The sequence below is a fragment of the Stenotrophomonas sp. YJH_SMC_110 genome, from assembly GCF_059369255.1.
On the sequence record NZ_JCAFSM010000001.1, the window covers coordinates 705,918 to 730,300 of the forward strand.

Annotated in this window: 28 protein-coding genes and 2 tRNA genes; 13 read left to right on the plus strand and 17 right to left on the minus strand. The window is 66.9% G+C overall.

The genetic code is table 11. From position 1 onward, the window contains the following. Positions 1-20: 20 nt before the first annotated feature. Complete coding sequence (locus tag AC5P6H_RS03125) at positions 21-641, minus strand: RNA pyrophosphohydrolase (RefSeq protein WP_014648660.1); 621 nt, start codon at positions 639-641, stop codon at positions 21-23. A gap of 121 nt (positions 642-762) precedes the next feature. On the opposite strand from AC5P6H_RS03125, the gene AC5P6H_RS03130 reads away from it, so the two are divergent. Together AC5P6H_RS03130 and AC5P6H_RS03135 are read left to right on the plus strand one after the other, a co-directional pair. Beyond that, a tRNA-Met gene (locus AC5P6H_RS03130) sits at positions 763-839 on the plus strand. Between the two features lie 55 nt (positions 840-894). Continuing rightward, positions 895-969, plus strand: a tRNA-Gln gene (locus AC5P6H_RS03135). A gap of 323 nt (positions 970-1,292) precedes the next feature. Here AC5P6H_RS03135 and rpsI read toward each other — a convergent pair. Both rpsI and rplM read right to left on the minus strand, forming a co-directional pair. Further along, entirely contained in the window at positions 1,293-1,685 is a 393-nt protein-coding gene (rpsI, locus tag AC5P6H_RS03140) for a 30S ribosomal protein S9 (RefSeq protein WP_005411311.1), read from the minus strand. A 2-nt stretch (positions 1,686-1,687) separates the two neighbouring features. Then, on the minus strand, positions 1,688-2,116 hold the full coding sequence (rplM, locus tag AC5P6H_RS03145; protein ID WP_005414692.1) for a 50S ribosomal protein L13: 429 nt from the start codon (positions 2,114-2,116) through the stop codon (positions 1,688-1,690). 197 nt (positions 2,117-2,313) lie between these two features. On the opposite strand from rplM, the gene coq7 reads away from it, so the two are divergent. Next, entirely contained in the window at positions 2,314-2,958 is a 645-nt protein-coding gene (gene coq7 / locus AC5P6H_RS03150; protein ID WP_014648661.1) for a 2-polyprenyl-3-methyl-6-methoxy-1,4-benzoquinone monooxygenase, read from the plus strand. Between the two features lie 81 nt (positions 2,959-3,039). Here coq7 and AC5P6H_RS03155 read toward each other — a convergent pair whose 3' ends face one another. After that, positions 3,040-3,360 (minus strand): DMT family transporter, encoded by a 321-nt coding sequence (locus AC5P6H_RS03155; protein WP_005419816.1) that lies wholly within the window; start codon positions 3,358-3,360, stop codon positions 3,040-3,042. Between the two features lie 167 nt (positions 3,361-3,527). Beyond that, a complete protein-coding gene (gene speD / locus AC5P6H_RS03160; protein ID WP_014648662.1) occupies positions 3,528-4,322 on the minus strand; it encodes an adenosylmethionine decarboxylase in 795 nt (264 codons plus the stop codon). A gap of 149 nt (positions 4,323-4,471) precedes the next feature. Here speD and crp point away from each other — a divergent pair, with 149 nt between their 5' ends. Beyond that, a complete protein-coding gene (crp, locus tag AC5P6H_RS03165) occupies positions 4,472-5,161 on the plus strand; it encodes a cAMP-activated global transcriptional regulator CRP (protein WP_010482649.1) in 690 nt (229 codons plus the stop codon). Positions 5,162-5,223: 62 nt separating this feature from the next. After that, entirely contained in the window at positions 5,224-5,985 is a 762-nt protein-coding gene (locus AC5P6H_RS03170; RefSeq protein ID WP_010482650.1) for a sulfite exporter TauE/SafE family protein, read from the plus strand. Between the two features lie 112 nt (positions 5,986-6,097). Here AC5P6H_RS03170 and AC5P6H_RS03175 read toward each other — a convergent pair whose 3' ends face one another. The 10 genes from AC5P6H_RS03175 to AC5P6H_RS03220 all read right to left on the minus strand — a co-directional run bounded on the left by AC5P6H_RS03175 (position 6,098) and on the right by AC5P6H_RS03220 (position 14,661). Then, entirely contained in the window at positions 6,098-6,814 is a 717-nt protein-coding gene (locus tag AC5P6H_RS03175) for a haloacid dehalogenase-like hydrolase (protein WP_005419826.1), read from the minus strand. Next, a complete protein-coding gene (gene trpC / locus AC5P6H_RS03180) occupies positions 6,811-7,605 on the minus strand; it encodes an indole-3-glycerol phosphate synthase TrpC (RefSeq protein WP_008264665.1) in 795 nt (264 codons plus the stop codon). The genes AC5P6H_RS03175 and trpC overlap by 4 nt, the downstream gene beginning before the upstream one ends. Before the next feature lie 74 nt (positions 7,606-7,679). Then, the gene (gene trpD / locus AC5P6H_RS03185; protein ID WP_111205885.1) at positions 7,680-8,711 is read right to left on the minus strand and encodes an anthranilate phosphoribosyltransferase; all 1,032 of its coding nucleotides are present in this window, start codon (positions 8,709-8,711) and stop codon (positions 7,680-7,682) included. Between the two features lie 16 nt (positions 8,712-8,727). After that, positions 8,728-9,315, minus strand: coding sequence for an anthranilate synthase component II (locus tag AC5P6H_RS03190; RefSeq protein WP_014038739.1), 588 nt, complete (start codon positions 9,313-9,315; stop codon positions 8,728-8,730). A gap of 2 nt (positions 9,316-9,317) precedes the next feature. After that, the gene (locus tag AC5P6H_RS03195) at positions 9,318-10,103 is read right to left on the minus strand and encodes an SIMPL domain-containing protein (protein ID WP_197604955.1); all 786 of its coding nucleotides are present in this window, start codon (positions 10,101-10,103) and stop codon (positions 9,318-9,320) included. A 67-nt stretch (positions 10,104-10,170) separates the two neighbouring features. After that, complete coding sequence (gene trpE, locus AC5P6H_RS03200; RefSeq protein WP_014648670.1) at positions 10,171-11,646, minus strand: anthranilate synthase component I; 1,476 nt, start codon at positions 11,644-11,646, stop codon at positions 10,171-10,173. Positions 11,647-11,945: 299 nt separating this feature from the next. Continuing rightward, positions 11,946-12,875, minus strand: coding sequence for a lipid kinase YegS (gene yegS, locus AC5P6H_RS03205; protein ID WP_197604957.1), 930 nt, complete (start codon positions 12,873-12,875; stop codon positions 11,946-11,948). A 226-nt stretch (positions 12,876-13,101) separates the two neighbouring features. Then, positions 13,102-13,584 carry a GNAT family N-acetyltransferase gene (locus AC5P6H_RS03210; RefSeq protein WP_014648672.1) on the minus strand — a complete coding sequence of 161 codons (483 nt, stop codon included), beginning with the start codon at positions 13,582-13,584 and terminating at the stop codon, positions 13,102-13,104. Positions 13,585-13,596: 12 nt separating this feature from the next. Then, positions 13,597-14,274: a ribulose-phosphate 3-epimerase gene (gene rpe, locus AC5P6H_RS03215; protein ID WP_006474082.1), complete on the minus strand. Its 678-nt coding sequence runs from the start codon at positions 14,272-14,274 to the stop codon at positions 13,597-13,599. 57 nt (positions 14,275-14,331) lie between these two features. Next, the gene (locus AC5P6H_RS03220) at positions 14,332-14,661 is read right to left on the minus strand and encodes a J domain-containing protein (RefSeq protein ID WP_005411327.1); all 330 of its coding nucleotides are present in this window, start codon (positions 14,659-14,661) and stop codon (positions 14,332-14,334) included. A gap of 144 nt (positions 14,662-14,805) precedes the next feature. Between AC5P6H_RS03220 and AC5P6H_RS03225 the strand changes: the two genes are divergently transcribed. The 8 genes from AC5P6H_RS03225 (at position 14,806) to AC5P6H_RS03260 (ending at position 22,620) form a co-directional block, all read left to right on the plus strand. Beyond that, positions 14,806-15,732, plus strand: coding sequence for a phosphoribosylaminoimidazolesuccinocarboxamide synthase (locus AC5P6H_RS03225; RefSeq protein WP_014648673.1), 927 nt, complete (start codon positions 14,806-14,808; stop codon positions 15,730-15,732). 146 nt (positions 15,733-15,878) lie between these two features. Continuing rightward, on the plus strand, positions 15,879-16,364 hold the full coding sequence (locus AC5P6H_RS03230; protein WP_069117730.1) for an Mpo1 family 2-hydroxy fatty acid dioxygenase: 486 nt from the start codon (positions 15,879-15,881) through the stop codon (positions 16,362-16,364). A 333-nt stretch (positions 16,365-16,697) separates the two neighbouring features. Beyond that, complete coding sequence (locus tag AC5P6H_RS03235) at positions 16,698-19,526, plus strand: monovalent cation/H+ antiporter subunit A (RefSeq protein ID WP_495202305.1); 2,829 nt, start codon at positions 16,698-16,700, stop codon at positions 19,524-19,526. Next, positions 19,526-19,918 (plus strand): Na+/H+ antiporter subunit C, encoded by a 393-nt coding sequence (locus tag AC5P6H_RS03240; protein ID WP_262224433.1) that lies wholly within the window; start codon positions 19,526-19,528, stop codon positions 19,916-19,918. The genes AC5P6H_RS03235 and AC5P6H_RS03240 overlap by 1 nt, the downstream gene beginning before the upstream one ends. Then, positions 19,915-21,450 (plus strand): monovalent cation/H+ antiporter subunit D, encoded by a 1,536-nt coding sequence (locus AC5P6H_RS03245; RefSeq protein ID WP_032957144.1) that lies wholly within the window; start codon positions 19,915-19,917, stop codon positions 21,448-21,450. The genes AC5P6H_RS03240 and AC5P6H_RS03245 overlap by 4 nt, the downstream gene beginning before the upstream one ends. Continuing rightward, on the plus strand, positions 21,447-21,953 hold the full coding sequence (locus tag AC5P6H_RS03250) for a Na+/H+ antiporter subunit E (protein WP_032957141.1): 507 nt from the start codon (positions 21,447-21,449) through the stop codon (positions 21,951-21,953). Before AC5P6H_RS03245 ends, AC5P6H_RS03250 begins: the two co-directional genes overlap by 4 nt. After that, a complete protein-coding gene (locus AC5P6H_RS03255; RefSeq protein ID WP_006399171.1) occupies positions 21,950-22,234 on the plus strand; it encodes a K+/H+ antiporter subunit F in 285 nt (94 codons plus the stop codon). Before AC5P6H_RS03250 ends, AC5P6H_RS03255 begins: the two co-directional genes overlap by 4 nt. Then, the gene (locus AC5P6H_RS03260; RefSeq protein ID WP_014648679.1) at positions 22,231-22,620 is read left to right on the plus strand and encodes a Na+/H+ antiporter subunit G; all 390 of its coding nucleotides are present in this window, start codon (positions 22,231-22,233) and stop codon (positions 22,618-22,620) included. The genes AC5P6H_RS03255 and AC5P6H_RS03260 overlap by 4 nt, the downstream gene beginning before the upstream one ends. Before the next feature lie 74 nt (positions 22,621-22,694). Here AC5P6H_RS03260 and AC5P6H_RS03265 read toward each other — a convergent pair whose 3' ends face one another. Together AC5P6H_RS03265 and AC5P6H_RS03270 are read right to left on the minus strand one after the other, a co-directional pair. Continuing rightward, positions 22,695-23,654, minus strand: coding sequence for a sodium:calcium antiporter (locus AC5P6H_RS03265; protein WP_014648680.1), 960 nt, complete (start codon positions 23,652-23,654; stop codon positions 22,695-22,697). A gap of 72 nt (positions 23,655-23,726) precedes the next feature. Beyond that, positions 23,727-24,383: a hypothetical protein gene (locus tag AC5P6H_RS03270; protein WP_032957138.1), complete on the minus strand. Its 657-nt coding sequence runs from the start codon at positions 24,381-24,383 to the stop codon at positions 23,727-23,729.

The window sequence follows — 24,383 nt, forward strand, 5'->3', positions numbered from 1 at the left end:
TCTCGATACCGTTCAGCCGGTCAGCTGGCCGGGCCGTCGCCCGTGACCTTCTTCGGCCAGTACCCTCGGGTCCGCGGGCGCTTGCGCGGGCGGTCGTGCCCGGCGGTGTGGCCCGGCATCCAGGCCTCGGCGGCGCTCTTGGGCATGGCGGTGACGCCCTGCCCGGCCACGCCGCGCGCCAGTGGCGCCAGGTGTCGCAGGGCACGCGCATAGACGCCGCGTTTGAACATCACCACGTGCTCTACCGGGTACCAGAAGTCGACCCAGCGCCAGTGGTCGAACTCGGGCGAGTCGGTGTGGTCCAGCGTCACGTGGGATTCGTCGCCGGTCAGGCGCAGCAGGAACCAGACCTGTTTCTGGCCGATGCAGACCTGCCGCTCGTTGCGGCGGATGGCCCGCGCCGGCAGCTTGTAGCGCAGCCAGCCGGGCGTGGCCCCGAGCACTTCCACATGCTCAGGCAGCAGGCCGGTCTCTTCCTGCAGTTCACGATACATGGCCTCGACAGGCGTCTCGTCGGTGTTCATGCCACCCTGCGGGAACTGCCAGCCATCCCGGCGCACGCGTCGTGCCCAGAACACCTGGCCGTCCTGCCGCATCAGCACGATGCCGACGTTCGGTCGATAGCCGTCCGGATCGATCACGATGCGGACTCCTAAGAAAATCTACTGGTCGGGACTATCCCATGCCCTCTGTCGGCCCACAAGCACGACACAAAAGTGTTGACAGGGTCGATACACATCCGCAGAATAGCGGGCTCACCAAGGCTATGTAGCTCAGCCGGTTAGAGCACAGCACTCATAATGCTGGGGTCGGTGGTTCGAGTCCACCCATAGCCACCACACTGAAAATCAAGTTGTTTTTCAGTGTGAAAAGTGAGAAAATAGTTGCACGTTTTGCCCCGTCGCCAAGCGGTAAGGCACCTGACTCTGACTCAGGCATTCGGTGGTTCGAATCCATCCGGGGCAGCCAAATTAAAAGCAAAAGGCCAGATCGAAAGATCTGGCCTTTTGCTTTTAATTTGGTCGCGCATCCCACCTTATCCCCGCGCCTGTCGGCGCGCCCCCTTGAACATCAAGGGGGCTCTTCTCCAGAGAGAGGCCCGGGGTCGGATCCTTTTCCAAAGGAAAAGGCTCTGACCCCACCCCTTCCGAGATGCGAAACCCCGGGTAGTGCCGGCCGCTGGCCGGCAACCACGAAATGCCTGACTCCAAAACAACAAAAGCCCGGCCAAAGCCGGGCTTTTGCTTTTCCAACCAGCGGGCTCCCGCAGGAGCCCAACCAGGCGCGGTAAATCAGCGCTTGGAGAACTGGGTGGCGCGGCGGGCCTTGTGCAGACCGACCTTCTTACGCTCGACTTCACGGGCGTCACGGGTCATGAAGCCGGCCTTGCGCAGCTCGGACTTCAGGGTTTCGTCGTACTCGACCAGCGCACGGGCGATGCCCAGGCGGATCGCACCGGCCTGGCCGGTGGTGCCGCCGCCAGCGGCGGTGACCAGGATGTCGAAGCTTTCGGTGTTCTTGGTCAGCTCGAGCGGCTGGCGCACGATCATGCGCGCGGTCTCACGACCGAAGAACTCGTCCAGCGGACGACCATTGACGGTGATGTTGCCCGAACCCTTGCGCAGGAACACGCGAGCGGTGGAGGACTTGCGGCGGCCAGTGCCGTAGTTTTGAGTGATAGCCATGATTAGATATCCAGAACCTGCGGCTGCTGTGCGGCGTGCGGATGCTCAGTGCCGGCGTAGACCTTGAGCTTGCGGTACATCTGGCGACCCAGCGGGCCCTTCGGCAGCATGCCCTTCACGGCGATCTCGATCACGCGCTCCGGGTGGCGCTCCAGCGCCTGGGCCAGGGATTCGGTCTTCAGGTTGCCGATGTAGCCGGTGAAACGGTGATACATCTTGTCCTGCAGCTTCTTGCCGGTGACGGCAATCTTTTCTGCATTGATGACGACCAGGTAGTCGCCGGTATCAACGTGGGGGGTGTAGACCGGCTTGTGCTTGCCGCGCAGACGGCGGGCCAGCTCGGTGGCGAGACGGCCCAGGGTCTTGCCCTCGGCGTCGACGAGGTACCAGTCGCGCTGGACGGTCTCGTTCTTGGCAGTGAAAGTGCTCATGAAGAACTCTAGGTTAGGTCGGGCTCATTGCGGCGAAGGACTCGCCGGAACTCTGCCACGCGTTGTGAAAGGTGAAGCGCAAGAGGCGGGATTGTACGCAGGTCACGCTCTCGGTGCAAGCTGGCCCCTGCCCCGGGTTGGCAGGGGAGCGGGGGCGGGCGAGAATCGGCGGGTCTCCCGCCCCACCGCGTGCCGCCATGACCGTGCTCCGCCAGACCACCCCGCTGGACCACCTGCTGACCGAGGCGCAGCGCGCCCTGGACACGGTGTTCGGCAACCCTCCGGCGGCCCGCCCCTACCCGGCCGCAGGCACCGGCGAGCCGGGCATGGACCGCGCCGAGCGCCGCCACGCCGCGGGGCTGATGCGGATCAACCATGTCGGCGAGGTCTGCGCACAGGGCCTGTACTTCGGCCAGGCGGCCGTGGCCCGCGACCCGGCCACCCGTGAACACCTGCTGGAAGCGGCCCAGGAAGAGACCGATCACCTGGCCTGGTGCGCGACCCGGCTGGATGAACTGGACAGCCGCCCGAGCCTGTTCAATCCGCTGTGGTACGCCGGCAGCTACACCATCGGCACCCTGGCGGGTCTGCGCGGCGACGGCTGGAACCTGGGCTTCGTGGTTGAAACCGAGCGCCAGGTGGAAGCCCATCTGGACGAGCACCTGGTCGACCTGCCGGCCGGCGATCTGCGCAGCCGCGCGGTCATCCAGGTGATGAAGGAGGACGAGGCCCGCCATGCGGAGCACGCCGAACAGGCCGGCGCACGCCGCCTGCCGTTCCCGATCCCGGGCGCGATGGCGCTGGCTTCCAGGGTGATGAAGACCATCGCCTACCGCATTTGAAGGGTCGCCCGCACCAACGGTGCGGGCCTACCAGGAGGTGCGGGGGCGACGGTGGGGCCCGACCGTTGGTCGGGCCATCAATCAGTTGGGCGAGACCAGCTTCAGGCCGATCACACCGGCTACGATCAGGCCCACGCAGGCCAGGCGGGCCGGCGACGCACTGTCGTTGAACAGATAGATGCCCAGCACCGCCACGCCCATGGCGCCGATGCCGGTCCAGATCGCGTAGGCGGTGCCGACCGGGATGCTCTTCATCGCCTGGCTCATCAGGTACAGGCTGATCAGGGCGGACACCACCGTGGCAACGGTGGGCAGGGGTTTGCTGAAGCCTTCGGAGTACTTCATTCCGAGGGCGAAACCGATCTCGAACAGGCCGGCCAGCAGCAGATAGATCCAGGGCATGGGTGGGGGCTCCTTACCTTTTTGGGAAAAACGAAACGGCCCGGTGTTTTCACACCGGGCCGTGGGTCGGTACATCACCGTGGAACCGTAACGCGTGCGAGGCACTGGTTCCACGGGGCGGGTCGTCCCGCCTGGGCGGCGATGCCTGCGGGCATCGCACATGGGGCTTACTCGGACAGGTTCCGGCCGTGGAACAGCTCTTCGATCTCGCGCTTGAGCAGCGCTTCGATCTTCATGCGTTCCTTGAACGACAGGTTCTTGGCCTTTTCCTCGAACAGGTACTGGTCCAGGTCGAAGTCCTTCAGGTGCATCTTCGTGTGGAAGATGTTTTCCTGGTAGACGTTGACGTCGAACATCTCGTAACGCGACTTGATGTTCTTGGCCAGGAAGTTCTGGATCGAGTTGATCTTGTGATCGATGTAATGCTTCTTGCCCTTCACATCGCGGGTGAAGCCACGGACACGGTAGTCCATGATCACGATGTCCGATTCCAGGCTCTCGATCAGGTAGTTCAGGGCCTTCAGCGGCGAAATGACGCCACAGGTGGCCACGTCGATGTCCGCGCGGAACGTCGCGATGCCTTCCTGCGGATGGGTTTCCGGGTAGGTATGGACAGTGATGTGGCTCTTGTCCATGTGCGCGACCACGGCGTCGGGAATCAGTTCCTTGCCGGCCTGCTTCTTGTCGATCACCGGCTCTTCGGAGATCAGGATGGTCACCGAGGCACCCTGCGGGTCGTAGTCCTGGCGGGCCACGTTCAGGATGTTGGCGCCGATGATCTCGGCGACATCGGTCAAGATTTGAGTCAGCCTGTCGGCGTTGTACTCTTCATCGATGTATTCAATGTAACGCTGACGCTCCTCTTCGGTGCGCGCGTAACACACGTCATAGATGTTGAAGCTCAGCGCCTTGGTGAGGTTGTTGAAACCCTGCAGCCTCAGGCGAGGCAACGGCTTGACCACGGCGGTCGATTCCTGTGTAAGAAGGGAAAGGGGGAATTATGGGGCAAACTGCCCCCGGGGGGAACGTGAAGACGCAAGAGTTCTGGCACACTGTTTGCCCTTAACAATTGCGCTGGTTAAGCTCCGCTATCGACCCCGTGAATCCGTTCATGCGCAGAGGGAGCGCCCCTATCGTGTCAACCGTGCGCCTAGCTAGCAGTCCACTGGCCCTGGATATCGCCACAATCGATCGTTTCCTGGCGCACAGCCACAGGCGGCGATATCCCACCCGTACCGACGTCTTCCGACCCGGTGACCCGGCGGGAACCCTGTATTACGTCATCAGCGGCTCGGTTTCGATCATGGCCGAGGAAGATGACGATCGCGAGCTTGTGCTGGGCTACTTCGGTGCCGGCGAGTTCGTCGGCGAGATGGGCCTGTTCGTCGAATCGGACCGCCGCGAGGTGATCCTGCGGACCCGTACCGCCTGCGAGCTGGCTGAAATCAGCTACGAGCGCCTGCATCAGCTGTTCCTCGGCCCGCTGTCGGCCGACGCCCCGCGCCTGCTGTACGCGCTGGGCCAGCAGATCTCCAAGCGCCTGCTCGACACCAGCCGCAAGGCCAGCCGCCTGGCATTCCTGGACGTTACCGACCGGATCGTGCGCACCCTGCACGACCTGGCGCAGGAACCAGAGGCGATGAGCCATCCGCAGGGCAGCCAGCTGCGCGTCTCCCGCCAGGAGCTGGCACGCCTGGTCGGCTGCTCGCGGGAAATGGCCGGCCGCGTGCTGAAGAAGCTGCAGACCGACGGCCTGCTGCATGCCCGTGGCAAGACCGTGGTGCTGTACGGCACCCGTTGACCGTTGAGCACCCGGTGGGTGCGGACCTTGGTCCGCACTCCTTCGCGCGCTAGGCTCGGGGCATGGAACTGAGCAGCGAATTCTGGTGGTTCATCCTCATCGGCCTGGGCGCACAGCTGGTCGACGGCGCGCTGGGCATGGCGTTCGGCCTGGTGTCTTCGTCGGTGATGCTGAGCATGGGCCTGCCCCCGGCGCAGGTCAGCGCCAGCATCCACACCGCTGAAGTGTTCACCACTGGCGCCTCGGGTGTGTCGCACCTCGCAGCCGGGAATGTCGATAAGCGCCTGTTCCTGCGCCTGGCCCTGCCTGGCGCGGTGGGCGGTGCCGTGGGCGCGTACGTGCTCACGCAGATCCCGGGCGAGATCATCCGGCCACTGATCTACCTGTACCTGCTGGTGCTGGCGATCATCATCCTCGCCCGCGCGGCCGGACGCTGGATGCCCAAGGGCGAGATCCGCCGGGTACCGGTGCTGGGCTTCTTCGCGGGCCTGCTCGACGCCAGCGGTGGCGGCGGCTGGGGGCCGATCGCCACGTCCACCCTGCTCGCCCGGGGTGGCCAGGCGCGCACCACGATCGGCACGGTCAATGCGGCGGAGTTCGTGGTCACGCTGACGGTGTCGGCGACCTTCCTGCTGTCGATGGGGGTGCAGCACCTGCAGATCGTCGCCGGCCTGCTGATCGGCGGCATGATGGCCGCGCCGGTAGCCGCCATCCTGGTCAAGCGGGTGAAGGAGCGCTGGGTGCTGGTGGCCGTCGGCGTGCTGGTGCTGGGGATCAGCCTGTTCCAGATTGGCCACGCGGTGTACGGGCACCTGTACCGCTGAGCGTTTGCCGGCCAGCGGCCGGCCCTACCGGGACAGAGAAGCGCCGGCACAACCGCGACGGAGAGGGGTAGTGCCGGCCGCTGGCCGGCAGATCCATCACCGTGCGGCGGGATCAGGCCTTGTCGCCGCCCCGGTCCACGCAACCCCAGTTGAGGATGCGGGTACCCGCCGGCAGCACGCGGCGGAAGAACGCCACCCGGCCCGGCTTCGGGTTCACCACTACCGGCGCCTTGGCCGCCAGCAGCAGCGGCAGGTCGGCGGTGCTGTCGGAATAGGCGATATCGATGTCGCCGTAGCCGCGCTCGCGCAGCATGCGCATCTTCTCTTCATTGTGGCAGTGGCGGGTCGGGCCGACGCCGCCCAGCCGTGGGCCGACCTCGGTGCCGATCACCGGTACGTCCTGGTGGGCCACGAAAGCCAGGATCGCGCGCGCCAGCTCCGGCGGCGCACCTGTGGCAACCACCACGCGGTCGCCCTTGGCGCGGTGCGCGGCGAACACTTCCAGCGCCTGCGGCAGCAGCTTGGCGCGCATCTGCGCCTGGTTGCGCAGCACATAGGCGTCGATCACCTTGTTGAAGTCACGCGCACGGTGCAGGCCGAAGCTGCCGATCCACACATAGACCGAGATGCCCGCGCGACGGGTCGGCAGCATCGCCACCATCGGCCCGGCGATCGGCGTGACCAGCAGCGCCGCCAGCATGCGCAGCGGGTTGCGCTTGATCAGCGAGGCGAACAGGTGGGTGCCCGAATCGCCGTCGTACAGGGTGTGGTCGAAGTCGAAGACCACCAGCGGCGCATCCTCGCGCGGCGTTGGATAGTGCGTTGTCATGCCGCGAAGAATAGCTGACGCAGGCCCTCGCCCGGCTCTTCCACGCGCATGAAGGCTTCGCCGACGAGGAAGGCATGGATGCCGGCGTCACGCATCAGCGCCACGTCCTGCGGGCCAAGGATGCCGCTCTCGGTGACCAGCAGGCGGTCACGCGGCACCGCGTTCTGCATGTCCAGCGTGGTCTGCAGCGACACTTCGAACGTGCGCAGGTTGCGGTTGTTGATGCCGATCATCGGCGCCGGCACCTGCAGCGCACGCTCCAGCTCGTCGATGTCGTGCACTTCCACCAGCACGTCCATGCCCAGCGACAGCGCCAGTTCGGACAGCGTGGCCAGCTGGGTGTCGTCCAGCGCGGCGACGATCAGCAGGATGCAGTCGGCGCCCAGCACGCGTGCCTCGTACACCTGGTAGGCGTCGATGACGAAGTCCTTGCGCAGCACCGGCAGCGTGCACGCCTCGCGCGCCTGCTGCAGGTAGGCGTCGGCGCCCTGGAAGAAGTCCACGTCGGTCAGCACCGACAGGCAGCTGGCGCCGCCGAACTCGTAGCTGACGGCGATGTCGGCCGGGCGGAAGTCCGGGCGGATGACGCCCTTGGACGGGCTGGCCTTCTTCACCTCGGCGATCACCGCTGGATCGCCGTTGGCCACCGCCGCCTGCAAGGCGCGCACAAAGCCACGTACCGGCGGGGCGCTGGCCACGGCGGCCTGCAGCGCCTCGAGCGGGCGCTGGGCGCGGCGCTGGGCCACTTCTTCGGCCTTGCGGGCCAGGATCGTCTGCAGGATGTCGCTCATCGTCTTCGGTTCGGTGCGGGGGCGGTGAGGACGGCCATTATCGGCCATCGACGGGGTCAGGCTGAACCGCGCGCTCAGGCAACCAGCGCGCGGGTGGTCTCAACATACTGCTGCAGGCGCTGGCGGGCACTGCCGTTGGCGATGGCGGCACGGGCGCGGGCCAGGCCGTCGCCGATGTCGCTGGCCACGCCGGCAACGTACAGCGCGGCGCCGGCATTCAACGCAACGATGTCCAGCGCCGGGCCGGGCTCATTGTCCAGTACCGCGCGCAGCATCTGGATGGACTGCTCCGGGCTGTCCACGCGCAGGTTGCGGCTGGCCGACATGGCGATGCCGAAGTCCTCCGGGTGGATCTCGTACTCGCGCACCTTGCCGTCGCGCAGTTCGCCCACCAGCGTGCCGGCACCCAGCGAGATCTCGTCCATGTTGTCGCGGCCCCAGACCACCATGGCGCGCTCGGTGCCCAGCTCGCGCAGCACGCGGGCCTGGATGCCCACCAGATCGGGATGGAACACGCCCATCAGCACCGACGGCGCGCTGGCCGGATTGGTCAGCGGGCCGAGGATGTTGAAGATGGTGCGCACGCCCATCTCGCGGCGTACCGGCGCAACGACCTTCATCGAAGGATGGTGGATCGGCGCGAACATGAAACCGATGCCGGTCTGCTCGATGGCGGCGGCCACCTGATCCGGCTGCAGTTCGATCACCGCGCCCAGCGCTTCCAGCGCGTCGGCACTGCCGGACTTGGAAGACACGCTGCGGTTGCCATGCTTGGCCACGCGCGCGCCGGCGGCGGCCGCGACGAACATCGAGCAGGTGGAGATGTTGAAGGTGTGCGAGCCATCGCCACCGGTACCGACGATATCAACCAGGTTGGAGGTATCGGCCACCGGCACTGGCCGGGCGAATTCACGCATCACGGCGGCCGCCGCGGCGATTTCGTCCACGGTCTCCTTCTTCACGCGCAGCCCGGTCAGGATCGCCGCGGTCATCATCGGCGAGACGTCGCCGCGCATGATCTGCCGCATCAGGTCGACCATTTCGTCGAAAAAGATTTCGCGGTGTTCGATGGTGCGATGCAGGGCTTCCTGGGGGGAGAAGCTCATGGGAATGCTCCTTGGATCAGGCCGCCGGACGCTGCAGGAAATTGCGCAGCAGGGCGTGGCCGTGTTCGGTGAGGATGGATTCGGGATGGAACTGCACGCCTTCCACCGGGAACTGGCGGTGGCGCAGGCCCATGATTTCTTCGATCGAGCCGTCGTCGTTCTCGGTCCAGGCGGTCACTTCCAGCACATCGGGCAGGCTGTTCTTGTCCACCACCAGCGAGTGGTAGCGGGTGGCCTGGTAGCGGTCCGGCAGGCCGGCGAACACGCCCTTGCCTTCATGGCGGATCGGCGAGGTCTTGCCGTGCATGATGTTGCCGGCACGGATGACCGTGCCGCCGTAGACCTGGCCGATGCCCTGGTGGCCCAGGCAGACGCCGAGGATCGGCGTGGTCGGGCCCAGGCGCTGGATCAGCTCCAGCGACACGCCTGCTTCGTTGGGCGTGCACGGGCCGGGCGAGATGACGATGCGCTCGGGCTTCTGCGCGGCGATCTCGTCCACGCTCATCGCATCGTTGCGCACCACCTTCACCTCGGCGCCCAGCGTCTGCAGGTACTGCACGAGGTTGTAGGTGAAGCTGTCGTAGTTGTCGATCATCCACAACATGGTCAGGTTCCGTCGCTTATGAGGAAAATGGCGTACACGTTTTCGGTGTAGGTGATGGGGCCGGCTTCAATGGATTCGGGCTCAGCGGGCGCGGGCGCGGGTGCGGAGGCGGGCGCGTAGCTGCCGGTCACCGAGATCCTGTCGAGGTCCCCGCCGTCCTCGCCCTGCTGCGGCCATTGCCCGGCCCGGATGCCGTAGGCGAAGTCCGGCGCCACATCGGAGATGCTGTACAGGCCACGCACTCTTGTTCCATAGGCCTTGGCCAGGCCCAGCGCGGACTCGCGGGTCTGGGCCGCTGCCTCGCCCTTGAGTTCGCGGCGCAGCGCCACTTCGCCCGAATAGGTCGGCGCCAGGCTGCTCACCTGTACGTTCTCGTTGGCCTTCAACGCCCCCAGCACATCCTGCATCGCCTTCACGCTGGCGAAGCTGGCACGCAGCTGGCGCGATACGCGGGTACCGATGAAGACCTGCCGGCTCTGCTCATAGCGCGTGGCCGGGCCGATCCGCAGGTTGTCCGCACGCACGCTGCCCTCCACCGCCTTGTGCTGCTTGAACAGTGCCAGCACGCGGGCAACGTTGTCCTGCACGCGGCGGCGCGCGGCGTCGGCGTCCATGTCGGTCTCTTCGATGTTCAACTGCAGGCCGAACCGGTCCGGCATCACCGTGCGGCTGCCCTGCCCCTTCACCAGCAGGTGCGGCTGCGAGGGAATCGTGTTGGCCTGCGCCCACGCAGACGGGGCCATCGTGGCCAGCAGTGACGACCACAGCAATGCGCTCAGCAGCTTCATGCGGTACTCCTTGTCTTGAATGGGAACAGCGGAAGGTGCCGCGGCGCAGGCCACGGCACGGGGAGGATCACAGGCCCTTGGCGGCCTGGGCGACGGCGCGGAACAGCGCGCGGCCCTTGTTCATCGTCTCGTCCCATTCCTTGTCCGGGTCCGAGTCGTAGACGATGCCGGCACCGGCCTGCACGTACAGGCGGCCATCCTTGATCACCGCGGTGCGGATCGCGATCGCGGTATCGGCATCGCCATGCCAGCCGATGTAGCCGATGCTGCCGGCGTAGACATTGCGCTTGATCGGTTCCAGCTCGCGGATCACTTCCAGCGCGCGGATCTTCGGCGCGCCGCTGACCGTGCCGGCCGGGAAGGTGGCACGCAGCACGTCGGCATAGCTCAGGCCCGGCTGCAGCTGCCCGGTCACTTCGCTGACGATGTGCATCACGTGGCTGTAGCGTTCGATCACGAACTGCTCGCCCACCTCCACGGTACCTGCCTTCGAGACGCGGCCGGCATCGTTGCGGCCGAGGTCGATCAGCATCAGATGCTCGGCGCGTTCCTTCGGATCTGCCAGCAGCTCGGCTTCCAGCGCCAGGTCCAGCTCGGGCGTGGCGCCACGCGGGCGGGTGCCGGCGATCGGGCGCACGGTGACTTCGCCATCCTGAAGGCGTACCAGGATTTCCGGCGATGAACCGACCACCTGCAGGTCGCCGACATCCAGGAAGTACATGTACGGCGACGGGTTCAGTGCACGCAGCGCGCGGTACACATCCACCGGGCGCGCCTTGAACGGCACGCTCAGGCGCTGGCTGAGCACCACCTGGAAGATGTCACCGGCGCGGATGTATTCCTTGCTGCGCTGGACCGCATCGACGAACCCTTCGCGGGTGAAACCGGAGACGAAGTCGGACTCGTCCAGCACGTCGCTGTTGAGCGGCGCCGGATAGCCGGCGCCCGGTGCACGCAGCTTGGCAGTCAGTGCATCCAGGCGCGCCTGGGCCTGCTCGAAGGCGCCCTCGACGCGCGGGTCGGCGTGCACGATCAGGTACAGCCGGCCCTTGAGATTGTCGAACACCGCCAGCTCGTTGGAGTCCAGCAGCAGGATGTCCGGCGTGCCCAGCTCATCGCGGCCGGCCGGCGGGGCCAGGCGCGGCTCGATGTAGCCGATGCACTCGAAACCGAACCAGCCGACCAGGCCACCGGTGAAGCCCGGCAGGCCTTCCAGCTTCGGCACCGAGTGGGCGCTGCGCAGCGCCTCGACCTCGGCGAACGGGTCGGCCACTTCGCGGGTGTCCACCACCTGGCCGTCTTCGCGCACGGTCAGCGTGTGGCCATGGAAGGCGTACACGCGACGCGCCGGCAGGCCGATGATCGAGTAACGACCAAAGCGCTCGCCGCCTTCGACGGATTCAAACAGGTAGGTATTGGGGCCGTCGGCGAGCTTCAGATAGACCGAAAGCGGCGTGTCCAGGTCGGACAGCACTTCACGGACGACGGGAATATGGGTGTGGCCTTCAGCGGCCTGCTGCTGAAACTGAGCGTGCGAGTTCAAGACGACTTTCCTTCCGGGACACAGCGTTATGGGGGCGGACGACGGCAACGGGCCACCATCGCCACCAACGGCGTGCGGAAGAAAGGGTATGCGGGGTCGTCAGGCTGGACACCCCCTGACTGTATCGCAGCCGGGGCGGGAGGGGAACCCTGGGAAACTGAACCACGGGACGGGCGGGGCCGGCCACGGGAACCAACGACGCGGACCGGTAGAGTCGACTGTTGGTCGACTTGCGCGCGTAGCGCGGGGTTTTACGCCGTCGGAACGAAAAGCAGTCGACCAACAGTCGACTTTACCCCCTACCCGGCCAGCAACGGGCATCCGGTCGGCAGGTGCATCCGCACCCTGCCCGGCACGCACGCGATGCGGAACTGGCGGGCCTGCACCGGTTCGCCGTCCAGGTTGAGGGTCAGCGCCTTCGGTGCGTCGATCTGCAGCCACGGCAGCCGCGCGCGCGTGGCCAGCTGTTCGAGCGCCGCCTGGGTGCCCGACTTCAGCATCTGGCCGAGCGTGGCGGTGACCTCACCTTCCAGTTCCGGAAGCACGGTGACATCCAGCAGCCCATCGTCGATCACGGCCTGCGGGCACAACTGCTGGCCACCGCCGGCCTGCCGGCCATTGCCGATGCCCAGGGCGATGAAGTCGCCTTCCCACGCGAAATCCGGGCCGGACAGCCGCGCGGTGATCGGCTCGATGCGGCCCAGCTTGGCGATGCCGGTGATCACATAGGCCAGCCCGCCCAGCATCTTCTTCAGGCCGGCATCGGTCTCCACCGTCACCTGCGTGCCGAAGCCACCGCTGGCGAGGTTGGCGCACCACCAGGGCGTGCCATCGGCATCCACGCGCAGCAGATCGATGGCACGCGGCGTGGTTTGTCCGATCAACGCAAACGCGCCCTCAGGCTCGGTCGGAATACCCGCAGCCGTGGCGAAATCGTTGGCGGTCCCCATCGGGATCAGCGCCAGCGAGGGCAGCGCATCCGCCGCTTCCTCACGATGCGCCAGGGTTTCGGCCACCGCGCTGAGCGTGCCATCGCCACCGGCGGCAACGATCACGTCCACGCCATGATCGATGGCCTCGGCCACGTAGCGTTCGGCGTCACCGTCCTCCCAGGTCACCCGCACGTCCAGCTGCACGCCCTGCTCGCGCCAATGGCCGACAGCCTCGCGCAGTTCCTCGTTGCCTGCGGATTTGCCATTGAGGATCAGGCGCCAGCGCGGGGTGGTCATGCGGTACTTCCAGGAGGGGGTGGCACAGGCTAGCAATGCGCTGTTTGCCCGCGGTGAATGTCACGCAGGTGTCATTCAGTTGCTGGAGAATGGAAGGCCATAGCAGGGACGATGGATGGAGGCAGGATCAGCCTCCCACGCATGCAGCGAGGCCACGCCAGTGATTGGCGTGGCTTTTTTTATTTGCCCAGCAGTAGATCCACGCCAAGCGTGGATGCACGTCATCTCACCCGTTGGCGAAATCGTGCAGCGCCTGGCCCTGCAACCGGTACACGGTCCACTCGTCCTGCGGTTTGGCACCGGCAGCGGTGTAGAACTCGATGGCCGGGGTGTTCCAGTCCAGCACCGACCATTCGAAACGGCCGCAGCCCTCGGCCACGGCCTGGCGCGCGATGTACTTCAGCAGTGCCTTGCCGGCGCCCGCACCGCGCTTTTCCTGGCTGACGTAGAGGTCTTCCAGGTAGATGCCCTTGCGGCCCAGCCAGGTGGAATAGTTGTAGAAATACACCGCATAGCCGATGGCCTCGCCGTCGGCTTCGCAGATCAGTGCGCGTGCCGTGGCATCGGGACCAAACAGGCTCTCGGCGATGCCGATCTCATCGGTCTGCACCGAATGCTCGGCCTTCTCGTAGATGGCCAGCTCGCGGATGAAATGCAGGATCAGTCCCGCATCGGCGACGGTGGCCGGGCGGATGTTCAACACGGCCACCGTACTCATGGCTCAGCCCCGTGCCGCAGCGACGTTGGCGCGCATCTGCGCGATCACATCCTGGTAGCTGGTCCTGGCGTTGAAGATGGCCGAACCGGCGACGAAGGTGTCGGCGCCGGCAGCGGCGATCTCGCCGATGTTGTCGGCCTTCACGCCGCCATCGATCTCCAGGCGGATGTCCTTGCCGCTGGCATCGATCATCTTGCGCACCACGCGCAGCTTGTCCAGCGCCGAGGGGATGAAGGCCTGGCCGCCGAAGCCCGGGTTGACCGACATCAGCAGCACCAGGTCCAGGTCATCCAGCACCCAGTCGAGGATGTCCACCGGAGTGGCCGGATTGAGCACGATGCCCGGCTTGCAGCCCAGCGAGCGGATCAGCTGGATGGTGCGGTGCACGTGGCGGCTCGCCTCCGGGTGGAAGCTGATGTAGGTGGCACCGGCCTCGGCGAAGTCCGGGATGATGCGATCCACCGGCTCGACCATCAGGTGCACGTCGATCGGCGCGGTGACGCCGTGCTTGCGCAGCGCCTGGCAGACCATCGGGCCGATGGTCAGGTTCGGCACGTAGTGGTTGTCCATCACGTCGAAGTGGACCCAGTCCGCGCCAGCGGCGAGGACGTTGTCGACTTCCTCGCCGAGGCGGGCGAAGTTGGCGGACAGGATGGAGGGGGCGATGAGGCAGTTGGACATGGCCGGGGCCTTCGGAACGGGGAAAAGGTTCTCCCGCCCGCAGGCGGGACTCTGGAATCAGCGCTTGCGCAGGGTCTTGATGCGGTCGTAGGCGGCATTGATCCGCCGCGACTTCTGCTCGGCCTGCTGCTGCAGCTCGGGGGCGGCACCGCCCAGCTTGTCGGGGTGGTACTGCGAGATCAGCTTGCGGTAGGCGCGCTCGACCTCGGCATCGGTGGCCTCGGAGGTCAGCCCAAGCTCCCGGTACGGGTTCTCCTTGTTCAGGCGGAACCAGTCCGAATCGAAGGCGTGGCCGATCAACAGGCCGACCACCGCGCCGAACAGCGGATTGGGCCGGAACAGCAGGGCGCCGGCGATGAATCCGAGCAGTTTTCCGTACCAGCGCATGGCGCTCCGGGGTCGACCGACGAAATGGACGCTCATTTTACGTCACAGCGGGCCCGGACCGCTTTACACTAGGCCGCCCGCTGGTCAGCGGGCCCGCCGGGTCCGTTGGGCAGCAGCCGTATCGACAACGCCCCAGGAGTGCCCGTGCCAACCACGCTGTTGCAATCCGATCTCCCCGGCCTGCCCTTGCGCCATCGCGGCAAGGTGCGTGATGTGTTCGATATCCCGCGCGAGCGGCTGCCAGCCGGAACCCCGCCGGGCGAGTACCTGCTGATGGTCGCCACCGATCGCCTGTCGGCGTTCGACGTGGTCCTGCCTGACCCGATTCCGGGCAAGGGCGAGATGCTCTGCCAGGTCTCCAACTTCTGGTTCGCCAAGACCGCGCACCTGATGCCCAACCACCTGACCGGCATCGACGTGGCCAGCGTGCTGCCCGAAGGCGTGGACCCAGCCCTGTACGCCAAGCGTGCGGTAGTCACCCGCAAGCTGAAGCCGGTGCCGGTGGAAGCGATCGCCCGCGGCTACCTGATCGGCAGCGGCTGGAAGGACTACCAGCGCACCGGCAAGGTCAGCGGCATCGACCTGCCCGACGGCCTGCGCCAGGCCGAGCAGCTGCCGGAGCCGATCTTCACCCCCTCGACCAAGGCCGCGGTCGGCGACCATGACGAGAACATCGATTTCGATGCGATGGTGAAGCAGGTCGGTGCGGAACTGGCCGAGCGCGTGCGCGACGCCACCCTGCGCATCTACAAGTTCGCGGCCGATTACGCCCGCGAGCGCGGCATCATCCTGGCCGATACCAAGTTCGAGTTCGGTACCGACGCCGATGGCCGCCTGTACATCATGGACGAGATGCTGACGCCGGATTCCTCCCGTTACTGGCCGGCCGACGAATACGAAGTGGGCACCAGCCCGCCGAGCTACGACAAGCAGTTCGTGCGCGATTACCTGGAGACGCTGGACTGGGGCAAGACCGCCCCGGGCCCGAGCATCCCGGCCGAGATCATCGAACGCACCCGCGCCAAGTACGCCGAGGCGCTGCAGCGCCTGGCCGGGATCAGCGTCGACTGATCCCCCCGCGTCCCCCCGGCCGGAAAGGCGGGGGGCGCTCTGATCGCGGTAGTGCCGGCCGCTGGCCGGCAACCTCGCGAACTCGGCTATGCTCTGGAGTGCCGGCCAGCGGCCGGCACTACCGTTGCCCGAGGAAGCGACGCAGCATGCAGACATCCACCCAGCTTGCGCGGCCGATCGACCGCTATTTCGCCAGCTACTCCGACGACCACCGCAATGTGATCAACCAGCGCATCCACGTGGTGGCGGTCCCGGCGATCCTGTGGTCGGTGGTGGCCCTGCTGTGGTGCCTGCCGCCGCTGATCACCTGGTTCCAGTACGGCATCTGGTCGGCGTTGGCGATGTTCAGCGCGTGGTGCTTCTACAACAAGTTGTCGCGCCCGCTGGGCATCGGCATGCTCATCCAGTTCTTCGTGTTCGGCTGCCTGTGCCGGCTGCTGGAGGCCGAGATCGGCCTGCAGGCCCTGCGCTGGCTGGCGGTGGGCGTGTTCGTGGCGGCCTGGATCGCGCAGTTCATCGGCCACAAATTCGAGGGCCGCAAGCCCAGCTTCCTGACCGACCTGACCTACCTGCTGATCGGCCCGGCCTGGGTGATGGCCAAGTTCTACCGCAAGCTGGACTGGCGCTACTGACCTGGCGGCGGCCGACAGCGGCCGTCGTTTCCTGAACGGGCGGATTCCGTCACCCGTAGTCCACGGGGGCCCTGCCAGCCTGCGCCGGTGATCCGCTCCCCATTGCCCGCCCGTCGACGGCAGCCCCTGTGCGACAGGGCCTGCGGTCTCCCTGCGTGGGCGTAGGGTGTCCCCCGAGGGCAGCCAGGGAAGGGATGCAGGAATGTGATGTTGCATCGCAGAAAAAATGAATCAGCGAACGTTACATGCAATTGATCGCTGTTCGATGGGTTTCGGCGACATTTCGCAGCCTGTTATCCTCCCTGACCTGCTCGTGAATCATGGATTCCCTGCATGCTCCCCAGCCTGCCCCTGCTGCTGGCCCTGCCGTTCCTGATGGCAGCGGCTGTTGCGGCCTTCCCCCGTAGTTCGCGCTCGACTGCTGCCTGGCTGGCGGCGCTGGCGCCGTTGGGCGGGCTGGCCATCCTCGGCTGGCTGACCCCGTCGGTGCTCGATGGCCAGGTGGTCCGCACCCTGGTGCCCTGGCTGCCGCAGCTCGGGCTGGACTTCACCCTGCGACTGGACGGGCTGGCCTGGATGTTCGCCGGGCTGGTGCTCGGCATCGGCGCGCTGGTGGTGCTGTATGCGCGCTACTACCTGAGCCAGCAGGACAACGCGCACCGCTTCTACTGCTACCTGCTGCTGTTCATGGGCGCCATGCTGGGCATGGTGCTGTCGGGCAACCTGCTGTTGCTGATGATCTTCTGGGAAATGACCAGCATCAGTTCGTTCCTGCTGATCGGCTTCTGGTCGCACCGCCAGGACGCCCGCGAAGGCGCACGCATGGCGCTGGTGATCACCGGTGGCGGTGGCCTGGCCCTGCTCGGTGGCGTGCTGCTGATCGGCCGCATCGTCGGCAGCTTCGACCTGGACGTGGTGCTGGCCGCTGGCGAGCAGATCCGCGCCAGCGCGCTGTACCCCTACGCCCTGTTCCTGGTACTGGCCGGCATCTTCACCAAGAGCGCGCAGTTCCCGTTCCACTTCTGGCTGCCGCACGCGATGGCGGCGCCGACCCCGGTCTCGGCCTACCTGCACTCGGCCACCATGGTGAAGGCCGGCGTGTTCCTGCTGGCGCGCCTGCATCCGGCACTGGCCGGCAGCGACCTGTTCTTCTACACGGTCAGCGGCATCGGCGCACTGACCCTGCTGATCGGCGCCTGGAATGCGATCTTCCAGCATGACCTGAAGGGCCTGCTGGCGTACTCGACCATTTCCCACCTGGGCCTGATCACCCTGCTGTTCGGCCTGTCCACGCCGATGGCGGTGGTGGCCGGCGTGTTCCACATCCTCAACCACGCCACCTTCAAGGCCTCGCTGTTCATGGCCGCCGGCATCATCGACCACGAGACCGGTACCCGAGACATGCGCAAGCTGGGAGGCCTGCGCAGGCTGATGCCGTTCACCAGCGCGCTGGCGATCATCGCCTCGCTGGCGATGGCTGGCATCCCCCTGCTCAATGGCTTCCTGTCCAAGGAAATGCTGTTCGCCGAAGCGATCACGGCCGGCGGCCCGGGAATCATGCGCACGGCGGTGTCGATCGCAGCGTTGCTGGCGGGCGTATTCGGGGTGGCGTACAGCCTGCGCTTCGTGCACGACACCTTCTTCGGCCCCGGCCCGCACGACCTGGACCGCGTGCCCCACGAACCGCCGCGCTGGATGAAGGTGCCGGTGGAACTGCTGGTGGTGATCTGCGTGGCGGTGGGCGTGGCACCGGCACTGACCGTAGCGCCGGTGCTGCACGCCGCTGCGGCCTCGATCCTCGGCGACGCCATGCCCGAGTACAGCCTGGCGGTATGGCACGGCTTCAACCTGCCGCTGGCGATGAGCGCGATCGGCGTGATCGGCGGCGTGGCGCTGTACTTCGGCCTGCGCAAGCTGATCAACCTGCACGCCGTGAACAACGTCAGCACTGGCCGCAATGTGTTCCATGCGCAGCTGGACGCGCTCTCCGCACTGGCCATGCGCCTGACCAACGGCATCGCCAACGGCAGCCTTCAGCGCATGCTGCTGGGCCTGGTGCTGGTGGCGATCGTGGCCGCCGCCGCGCCGTTCGTGGCCAACCCCGCCTCGCCGAACTGGACCAGGCCACAGCCGATCCCGCTGCTGGGCTGGGCGCTGTGGCTGGTGATGATGGCCTGCGCGGTGGCTACCCTGCGTATCTACAAGCAGCGCCTGCTGGCGGTGCTGCTGGTCGGCGGCGTCGGCCTGATGGTGGCGCTGACCTTCGTGTTCCTGTCCGCGCCGGACCTGGCCCTGACCCAGCTGCTGGTGGAGATGGTGACCCTGGTGCTGATGCTGCTGGGCATGAACTACCTGCCTGCGCAGTCCGGGCCGGAGCGGCCGCGCTGGCGCAAGCGCCGTGACGCGGTGATCGCGATCATCGCCGGTGCCGGACTTGGCGCCTTGGCCTATTCCGCGATGACCCTGCCGCCGAACACCATGGCCGGCGAGCTGCTCGCCCGTGCCCTGCCCGAGGCCTATGGCCAGAACGTGGTCAACGTGATCCTGGTCGACTTCCGCGGCTTCGATACCTTCGGCGAGATCACCGTGTTCGGCATCGCCGCGCTGGTGGTGCATGCCCTGCTGCGGCGCACGCGGATGGCGCCGGAGCAGATCATGCCCGGCCCGCCGATCAAGCTGCCGGTGCCGGCCGACCTGGCCCAGATCATGTTCCCGCTGACCCTGACCGTGTCGATCTTCCTGTTCCTGCGCGGCCACAACGCGCCGGGTGGCGGCTTCATCGCCGGCCTGGTGCTGGCGGTGCCGCTGCTGATCCAGTACGTGATCCAGGGCACCGCGTCGGTGGAGTCGCGCTTCGGCTTCGACTACATCCGCTGCATCGGCATGGGCCTGCTGATCGCCCTGCTCAGCGGCAGCGCGTCGATGCTGTTCGGCGTGCCGTTCCTGACCAGCGGCCACCTCGACCTGCACCTGCCGCTGATCGGCGACGTGCCGCTGGCCAGTGCGATTGGTTTTGACATCGGCGTCTATCTGGTGGTGTTCGGCGGTGCCATGCTGATGCTGTCGATGATGGGCACGATCAAGCCATCGCGTACCCGTACCGCCCGCAAGGGTGAGATCGACCTGCAACGCCGCTCGGCACGCACCGGGGAGATGCACTGATGGAACTGGCCCTGGCTACCGCGATCGGCGTGCTGACCGCCATCGGCATCTACCTGCTGCTGCGTGCGCGCAGCTTCGATGTGATCCTCGGCATGACCTTCCTGTCCTATGCGACCAACCTGCTGATCTTCGCCGGTGGCCGCGTGGTGCTGGGCAAGGCGCCGGTACTGCAGGACGGCGTGGACAGCCACCTGGGCAACTACACCGACCCGCTGCCGCAGGCGCTGGTGTTGACCGCGATCGTGATCGCCTTCGCGATGACCGCGGTGAGCATCGTGCTGGCCATGCGCAGCCGCAGCGACAACCACAGCGACCATGTGGACGCCCACGAGACGGATGACGACCTGCAGGATGAGCGCGTACCACCACGGCAGGGCGAGGACCGCGCATGAACCACCTGGTCATCCTGCCGATCCTGATTCCGCTGCTGGGTGCGGCACTGTCGCTGTTCGTCGAACACCGCCGCTATGGCCCCAGGGTGCAGCGCGCGGTGGCCTGGACCGCGCTGTCGGCGCTGGCGCTGGCGGTGGGCCTGCTGTTTGCCACCACCGCCAGTGGTGAGATCAGCGTCTACCTGCTGGGCGACTGGCCGTCGCGGCTGGGCATCGCGCTGGTGGCCGACCGGCTGTCGGCGTGGATGCTGCTGACCACCCTGCTGCTGGCCATTCCCTGCCTGCTGCACGCCTGTTCGGGCTGGGACCGCCGCGCACCGCACTTCCATGCGCTGTTCCAGTTCCAGCTGGTCGGCCTCAACGGTGCGTTCCTGACCGGCGACATCTTCAACCTGTTCGTGTTCTTCGAGGTGATGCTGATCGCCTCCTACGGCCTGCTGCTCAGTGGTGGCCGCGGCCTGCGCATGCGCATCGGCCTGCACTACGTGGTGTTCAACGTCACCGCCTCGACCCTGTTCCTGATCGCTCTGGGCCTGCTGTACGCCACGCTGGGTTCGCTGAACATGGCCGAGCTGTCGCAGCGCATCGCCGAGGTACCGCCGGCGCAGCTGACCCTGGTGAAGGCGACGATGGGCCTGTTGCTGCTGGTGTTCTGCGCCAAGGCCGCCCTGATGCCGCTGTACCTGTGGCTGCCGGAAGCCTATTCACGCGCACCGGCGGCGGTGGCTGCGCTGTTCGCGATCATGACCAAGGTCGGCCTGTACTCGGTGCTGCGCATCCAGATGCTGTGGTTCGGCGACGATGCCGGCGCGATGGCCGGCTACGGCCGTGACTGGCTGCTGTGGGCCGGTGTGGCGACGCTGGTGCTGGGCGGCCTGGGCGCCCTCGCCGCGACCCGCCTGCGCGTGCTGATCTCCTACCTGGTGATCGTGTCGGCAGCCACGCTGTTCATCGCCTTCTCGGTCGGCACACCGCAGGTGCTCTCGGCCGGCCTGTACTACCTGCCGCACAGCAGCTTCGTCGCCGCCGCGCTGTTCCTGATCGCCGACCTGATCCGCCGTCGTCGCGGCGGTGCCAGCGACCGCAAGGAAGTGGTCGCGCCGATGCCGGGCAAGGAGACACCCGCCGTGCTGTTCCTGATCGGCGCGGTGTCGGTGGCCGGCCTGCCGCCGCTGTCCGGTTTCCTGGCCAAGGCCGCACTGCTGGCCGGCATGCCGGCGCAGTACACCGCTCCGGTCTGGACCGCGGTGCTGGTCAGCAGCCTGCTGGTGATCATGGGCCTGACCCGCGGCGGCATCCGCCTGTTCTGGCGCGTGCCGCCTGTCGATCCGGAGGCACCGAAGCCGCGCAAGGCTCCTCTGCGCCGGGTGGAGCTGTACGCCGCGTGCATCCTGCTGGCCTACGGTATCGCCATGACCCTGGCCGCTGCACCGTTGATGCGCTACACCGACGCCACCGCCGCACAGCTGCTGCAACCGAGCGAGTACGTGCAGCAGCTGCGCGCGACCGCACCGGAGATCCGCCAGCCATGACCGCCCAGCGCTCCCTGTTCCGTCGCCTGATTCCCTCGCCAATGCTCAGCATCATGGTGGTGGCATTCTGGCTGCTGATGTCCGACAGCTTCACCCTCGGCCAGATCGTGCTGGGGCTGGTGCTGGGCGTGGTGGTGCCGCTGTTCGCCGCACGCCTGGACCGCGAGTTCGCGCGCATCGGCACGTTGCGGCCGCTGCCCAAGCTGGTATGCGTGACCCTGTGGGACATCCTGATGTCCAACATCCGCGTGGCCCTGCAGGTGCTGGGCCCGGAGAAGAAGATTCACCCCGGTTTCATCTGGCTGCCGCTGGACATCGCCAACATCCACGGCATCGCGGCGCTGACCAGCATGATCACGCTGACCCCGGGCACGGTCTCGGCCGCGCTCAGCGACGACCGCAAGTTCCTGCTGGTGCACGTGCTGCACCTGGAGGACCCACAGGACCTGATCGATACGATCAAGCGCCGCTACGAGGCGCCGTTGATGGAGATCTTCCCATGACTGGATTCCAGATCATCCAGACCACGCTGGTGGTGTGCATGCACGTGGTCGGCCTGGCCATGCTGCTGGCCACCTGGCGCCTGCTGCGCGGACCGACCGTGCCCGACCGCATCCTCGCACTGGACACGTTGTCGGTGACCGCCATTGCCGAGCTGATGCTGTTCGGCATGTACCTCAACTCCGCGATCTACTTCGAAGCCGCACTGGTCATCGCCATGCTCGGCTTCGGCAGCACCGTGGTGCTGAGCAAGTTCGTGCTGCGCCGGGACATCGTCGAATGATCACCGCGATCCAGATCGGCCTGTCGATCCTGCTGCTGTTCGGCTGCTTCTTCATCCTGGTCGGCGCACTGGGGCTGGTGAAGCTGTCCACGTTCTTCAAGCGCCTGCACGCGCCGACCAAGGCCAGCACGCTGGGCGTGGGCTGCGTGCTGGTGTGCTCGGTCTGCTACCACATCTTCCTGGGCCAGGACCCGCAGCCGCGCGAGCTGCTGATCACCGTATTCCTGTTCATCACCGCGCCGATCAGCGCCCACATGATGGCCAAGGCGGCGCTGTCGCTGCTGATGGAAACCCGTCCCAGCCTGCCGGGCAACGAGCCGGCTGCCGAGGAACAGCTTCCGCCGCCGGAACCGGCGCGGGAAGAGGAAGCCACGCAGAACCGGTAGTGCCGGCCGCTGGCCGGCAGTGGCAAGGGTTCCGTCAGAGGCAGTGAGGTTGCCGGCCAGCGGCCGGAACTACCTCATGCCGCGCCGACCAGCAGCAGCTCCAGCACGAACCAGCCGGCGAACGCGACCAGCAGGATTCCGCCTTCACTGCGGCTGATCTTCAGATCGCCACGCAGCATCGGGTACAGCACCAGGGCGAACGCCAGCAGTGCCGGCAGTTCCAGGCGCACGAACGAGGCCGGCAACGCCAACGGCTGCAATACCGCCATCGCCCCGATCACCAGCAGCAGGTTGACCACGCTGGAGCCCAGCACGTGGCCAAGCACCATGTCGCCGTGGCCGCGACGCGCGGCAGCAATTGCGGTTGCCACCTCCGGCAGTGCGGTGCCGATCGCCACCGGCAGCAGGCCGACCAGCAGCGGTGTCCAGCCCAGCGCGGCACCGAAGTCAGCGGCGGCGCCCACGACCAGGCGCGCGCCCCAGTACAGCGTCAGCGCTGCGATCAGCACCCGCAGCACGTTCAACGGCAGGCTGGTGCGGCTCAGGGCGGACTCGGCGATGGCCGCCTGCACCTCGGCACGCTCAACGCGGCCGCGGCGCAGCAGCAGCACCTGCATGACGATGAAGCCTGCCACCAGCACGCCGCCTTCCCAGCGCGCCAGGCGACCATCCAGCCCGAACAGGACCAGCAGCACGCCGGCCACCAGCAGCGACCACCACAGCACCGTCTGCAGGCGCGCGCGCAGCAACAGGGGCGCGGCGATGGCTGCCACCGCCAGGGTGAAGCCCAGGTTGACGATGCTGCTGCCCACGGCATTGCCCAGTGCCAGCTCCGGCTGGCCGACCGCCAGCGCGCGCGCATTGACCGCCAGTTCCGGCAACGAGGTGGTCACCCCGAGCAGCAGCAGCCCGGCAGTGAACGGGCTGGCCCCGAAGCGCTGGGCCAGGCCGGACACGGCCTTGACGATGGAATCCCCGCCCAGCGCCAGCAACAGCAGGCCGAGCAGGAACCAGGCAATGGCAATGGCGATCATCGAGCACTCCCCAGCAGTGGTGGCGCGATTCTACGCTTGGCCCGAGCGCATGGCTGGGCGGTGGATCAAGGATCAGCCACAGCCTTCGGCGTAATCGACCTGCGGGGTCTGGCCGACGCGCCAGGCGCTGACCCGACCATCGGCGCCGAGCGCGAAGTCGATGACCGCCCCGCCTTCCTGCGCCGGTCGCACGCGCAGGTGCTGCGCCTTCTCGTCGTACTTGTCAGGGCCGACGTCGGCGCGCTCGGGGTACAGCACCTGCAGCTCGCCCAGGGTCATGCCGACCTTGCCGCCGCCCGGAGCGACGATCGCCGCACTGCGCACGTCATAGCGCACCAGCTTGCGTGCCTCGATCATCAGGCGAGGGTCTTCGGCGCCCTGCGGACGCAGGAAGTAGCAGCCGTCGTTGCTGTCGTCGGCCGGCAGGGGCTTGCCATTGGCGTCGGTGCCCAGTCCCTGCAGCGGCGTGCCGAAGCCGCTGCGGACCTCGGCGATGCCGGCGCCCAGCGTTGCACCGCCGAAGCCGTCCAGGCGCGCTGGACTGTCCTTGCGGAGGTCGTTGGCCGGGCGGGCGGCCAGGTCGGGATCCGCCGACTGCGCGGGCCCGGTCGCCGAGGCGGTTTCGGCCGGGGTGTCGCTGCCACTGCCGGCCGCCCCCTGCTTGTCGGGGCCAGCACTGCAGGCGGTGAGCGAAAGGAGCAACAGACCAGCAAGCGGAAGGTGCTTCAT

What these genes read in the sequence shown, in the direction of transcription:
- AC5P6H_RS03155 (WP_005419816.1), bottom strand. Translation starts at nt 3,360, where the DNA reads ATGCCCTGGATCTATCTGCTGCTGGCCGGCCTGTTCGAGATCGGTTTC.
- rpsI (WP_005411311.1), bottom strand. Translation starts at nt 1,685, where the DNA reads ATGGCTATCACTCAAAACTACGGCACTGGCCGCCGCAAGTCCTCCACC.
- AC5P6H_RS03230 (WP_069117730.1), top strand. Translation starts at nt 15,879, where the DNA reads ATGCAGACATCCACCCAGCTTGCGCGGCCGATCGACCGCTATTTCGCC.
- AC5P6H_RS03255 (WP_006399171.1), top strand. Translation starts at nt 21,950, where the DNA reads ATGACTGGATTCCAGATCATCCAGACCACGCTGGTGGTGTGCATGCAC.
- AC5P6H_RS03175 (WP_005419826.1), bottom strand. Translation starts at nt 6,814, where the DNA reads ATGACAACGCACTATCCAACGCCGCGCGAGGATGCGCCGCTGGTGGTC.
- AC5P6H_RS03250 (WP_032957141.1), top strand. Translation starts at nt 21,447, where the DNA reads ATGACCGCCCAGCGCTCCCTGTTCCGTCGCCTGATTCCCTCGCCAATG.
- AC5P6H_RS03265 (WP_014648680.1), bottom strand. Translation starts at nt 23,654, where the DNA reads ATGATCGCCATTGCCATTGCCTGGTTCCTGCTCGGCCTGCTGTTGCTG.
- crp (WP_010482649.1), top strand. Translation starts at nt 4,472, where the DNA reads ATGCGCAGAGGGAGCGCCCCTATCGTGTCAACCGTGCGCCTAGCTAGC.
- AC5P6H_RS03270 (WP_032957138.1), bottom strand. Translation starts at nt 24,383, where the DNA reads ATGAAGCACCTTCCGCTTGCTGGTCTGTTGCTCCTTTCGCTCACCGCC.
- AC5P6H_RS03195 (WP_197604955.1), bottom strand. Translation starts at nt 10,103, where the DNA reads ATGAAGCTGCTGAGCGCATTGCTGTGGTCGTCACTGCTGGCCACGATG.
- trpC (WP_008264665.1), bottom strand. Translation starts at nt 7,605, where the DNA reads ATGAGCGACATCCTGCAGACGATCCTGGCCCGCAAGGCCGAAGAAGTG.
- AC5P6H_RS03245 (WP_032957144.1), top strand. Translation starts at nt 19,915, where the DNA reads ATGAACCACCTGGTCATCCTGCCGATCCTGATTCCGCTGCTGGGTGCG.
- rplM (WP_005414692.1), bottom strand. Translation starts at nt 2,116, where the DNA reads ATGAGCACTTTCACTGCCAAGAACGAGACCGTCCAGCGCGACTGGTAC.
- AC5P6H_RS03240 (WP_262224433.1), top strand. Translation starts at nt 19,526, where the DNA reads ATGGAACTGGCCCTGGCTACCGCGATCGGCGTGCTGACCGCCATCGGC.
- AC5P6H_RS03220 (WP_005411327.1), bottom strand. Translation starts at nt 14,661, where the DNA reads ATGCGCTGGTACGGAAAACTGCTCGGATTCATCGCCGGCGCCCTGCTG.
- trpD (WP_111205885.1), bottom strand. Translation starts at nt 8,711, where the DNA reads ATGAGCTTCTCCCCCCAGGAAGCCCTGCATCGCACCATCGAACACCGC.
- AC5P6H_RS03260 (WP_014648679.1), top strand. Translation starts at nt 22,231, where the DNA reads ATGATCACCGCGATCCAGATCGGCCTGTCGATCCTGCTGCTGTTCGGC.
- yegS (WP_197604957.1), bottom strand. Translation starts at nt 12,875, where the DNA reads ATGACCACCCCGCGCTGGCGCCTGATCCTCAATGGCAAATCCGCAGGC.
- AC5P6H_RS03235 (WP_495202305.1), top strand. Translation starts at nt 16,698, where the DNA reads ATGCTCCCCAGCCTGCCCCTGCTGCTGGCCCTGCCGTTCCTGATGGCA.
- rpe (WP_006474082.1), bottom strand. Translation starts at nt 14,274, where the DNA reads ATGTCCAACTGCCTCATCGCCCCCTCCATCCTGTCCGCCAACTTCGCC.
- AC5P6H_RS03170 (WP_010482650.1), top strand. Translation starts at nt 5,224, where the DNA reads ATGGAACTGAGCAGCGAATTCTGGTGGTTCATCCTCATCGGCCTGGGC.
- AC5P6H_RS03190 (WP_014038739.1), bottom strand. Translation starts at nt 9,315, where the DNA reads ATGTTGTGGATGATCGACAACTACGACAGCTTCACCTACAACCTCGTG.
- coq7 (WP_014648661.1), top strand. Translation starts at nt 2,314, where the DNA reads ATGACCGTGCTCCGCCAGACCACCCCGCTGGACCACCTGCTGACCGAG.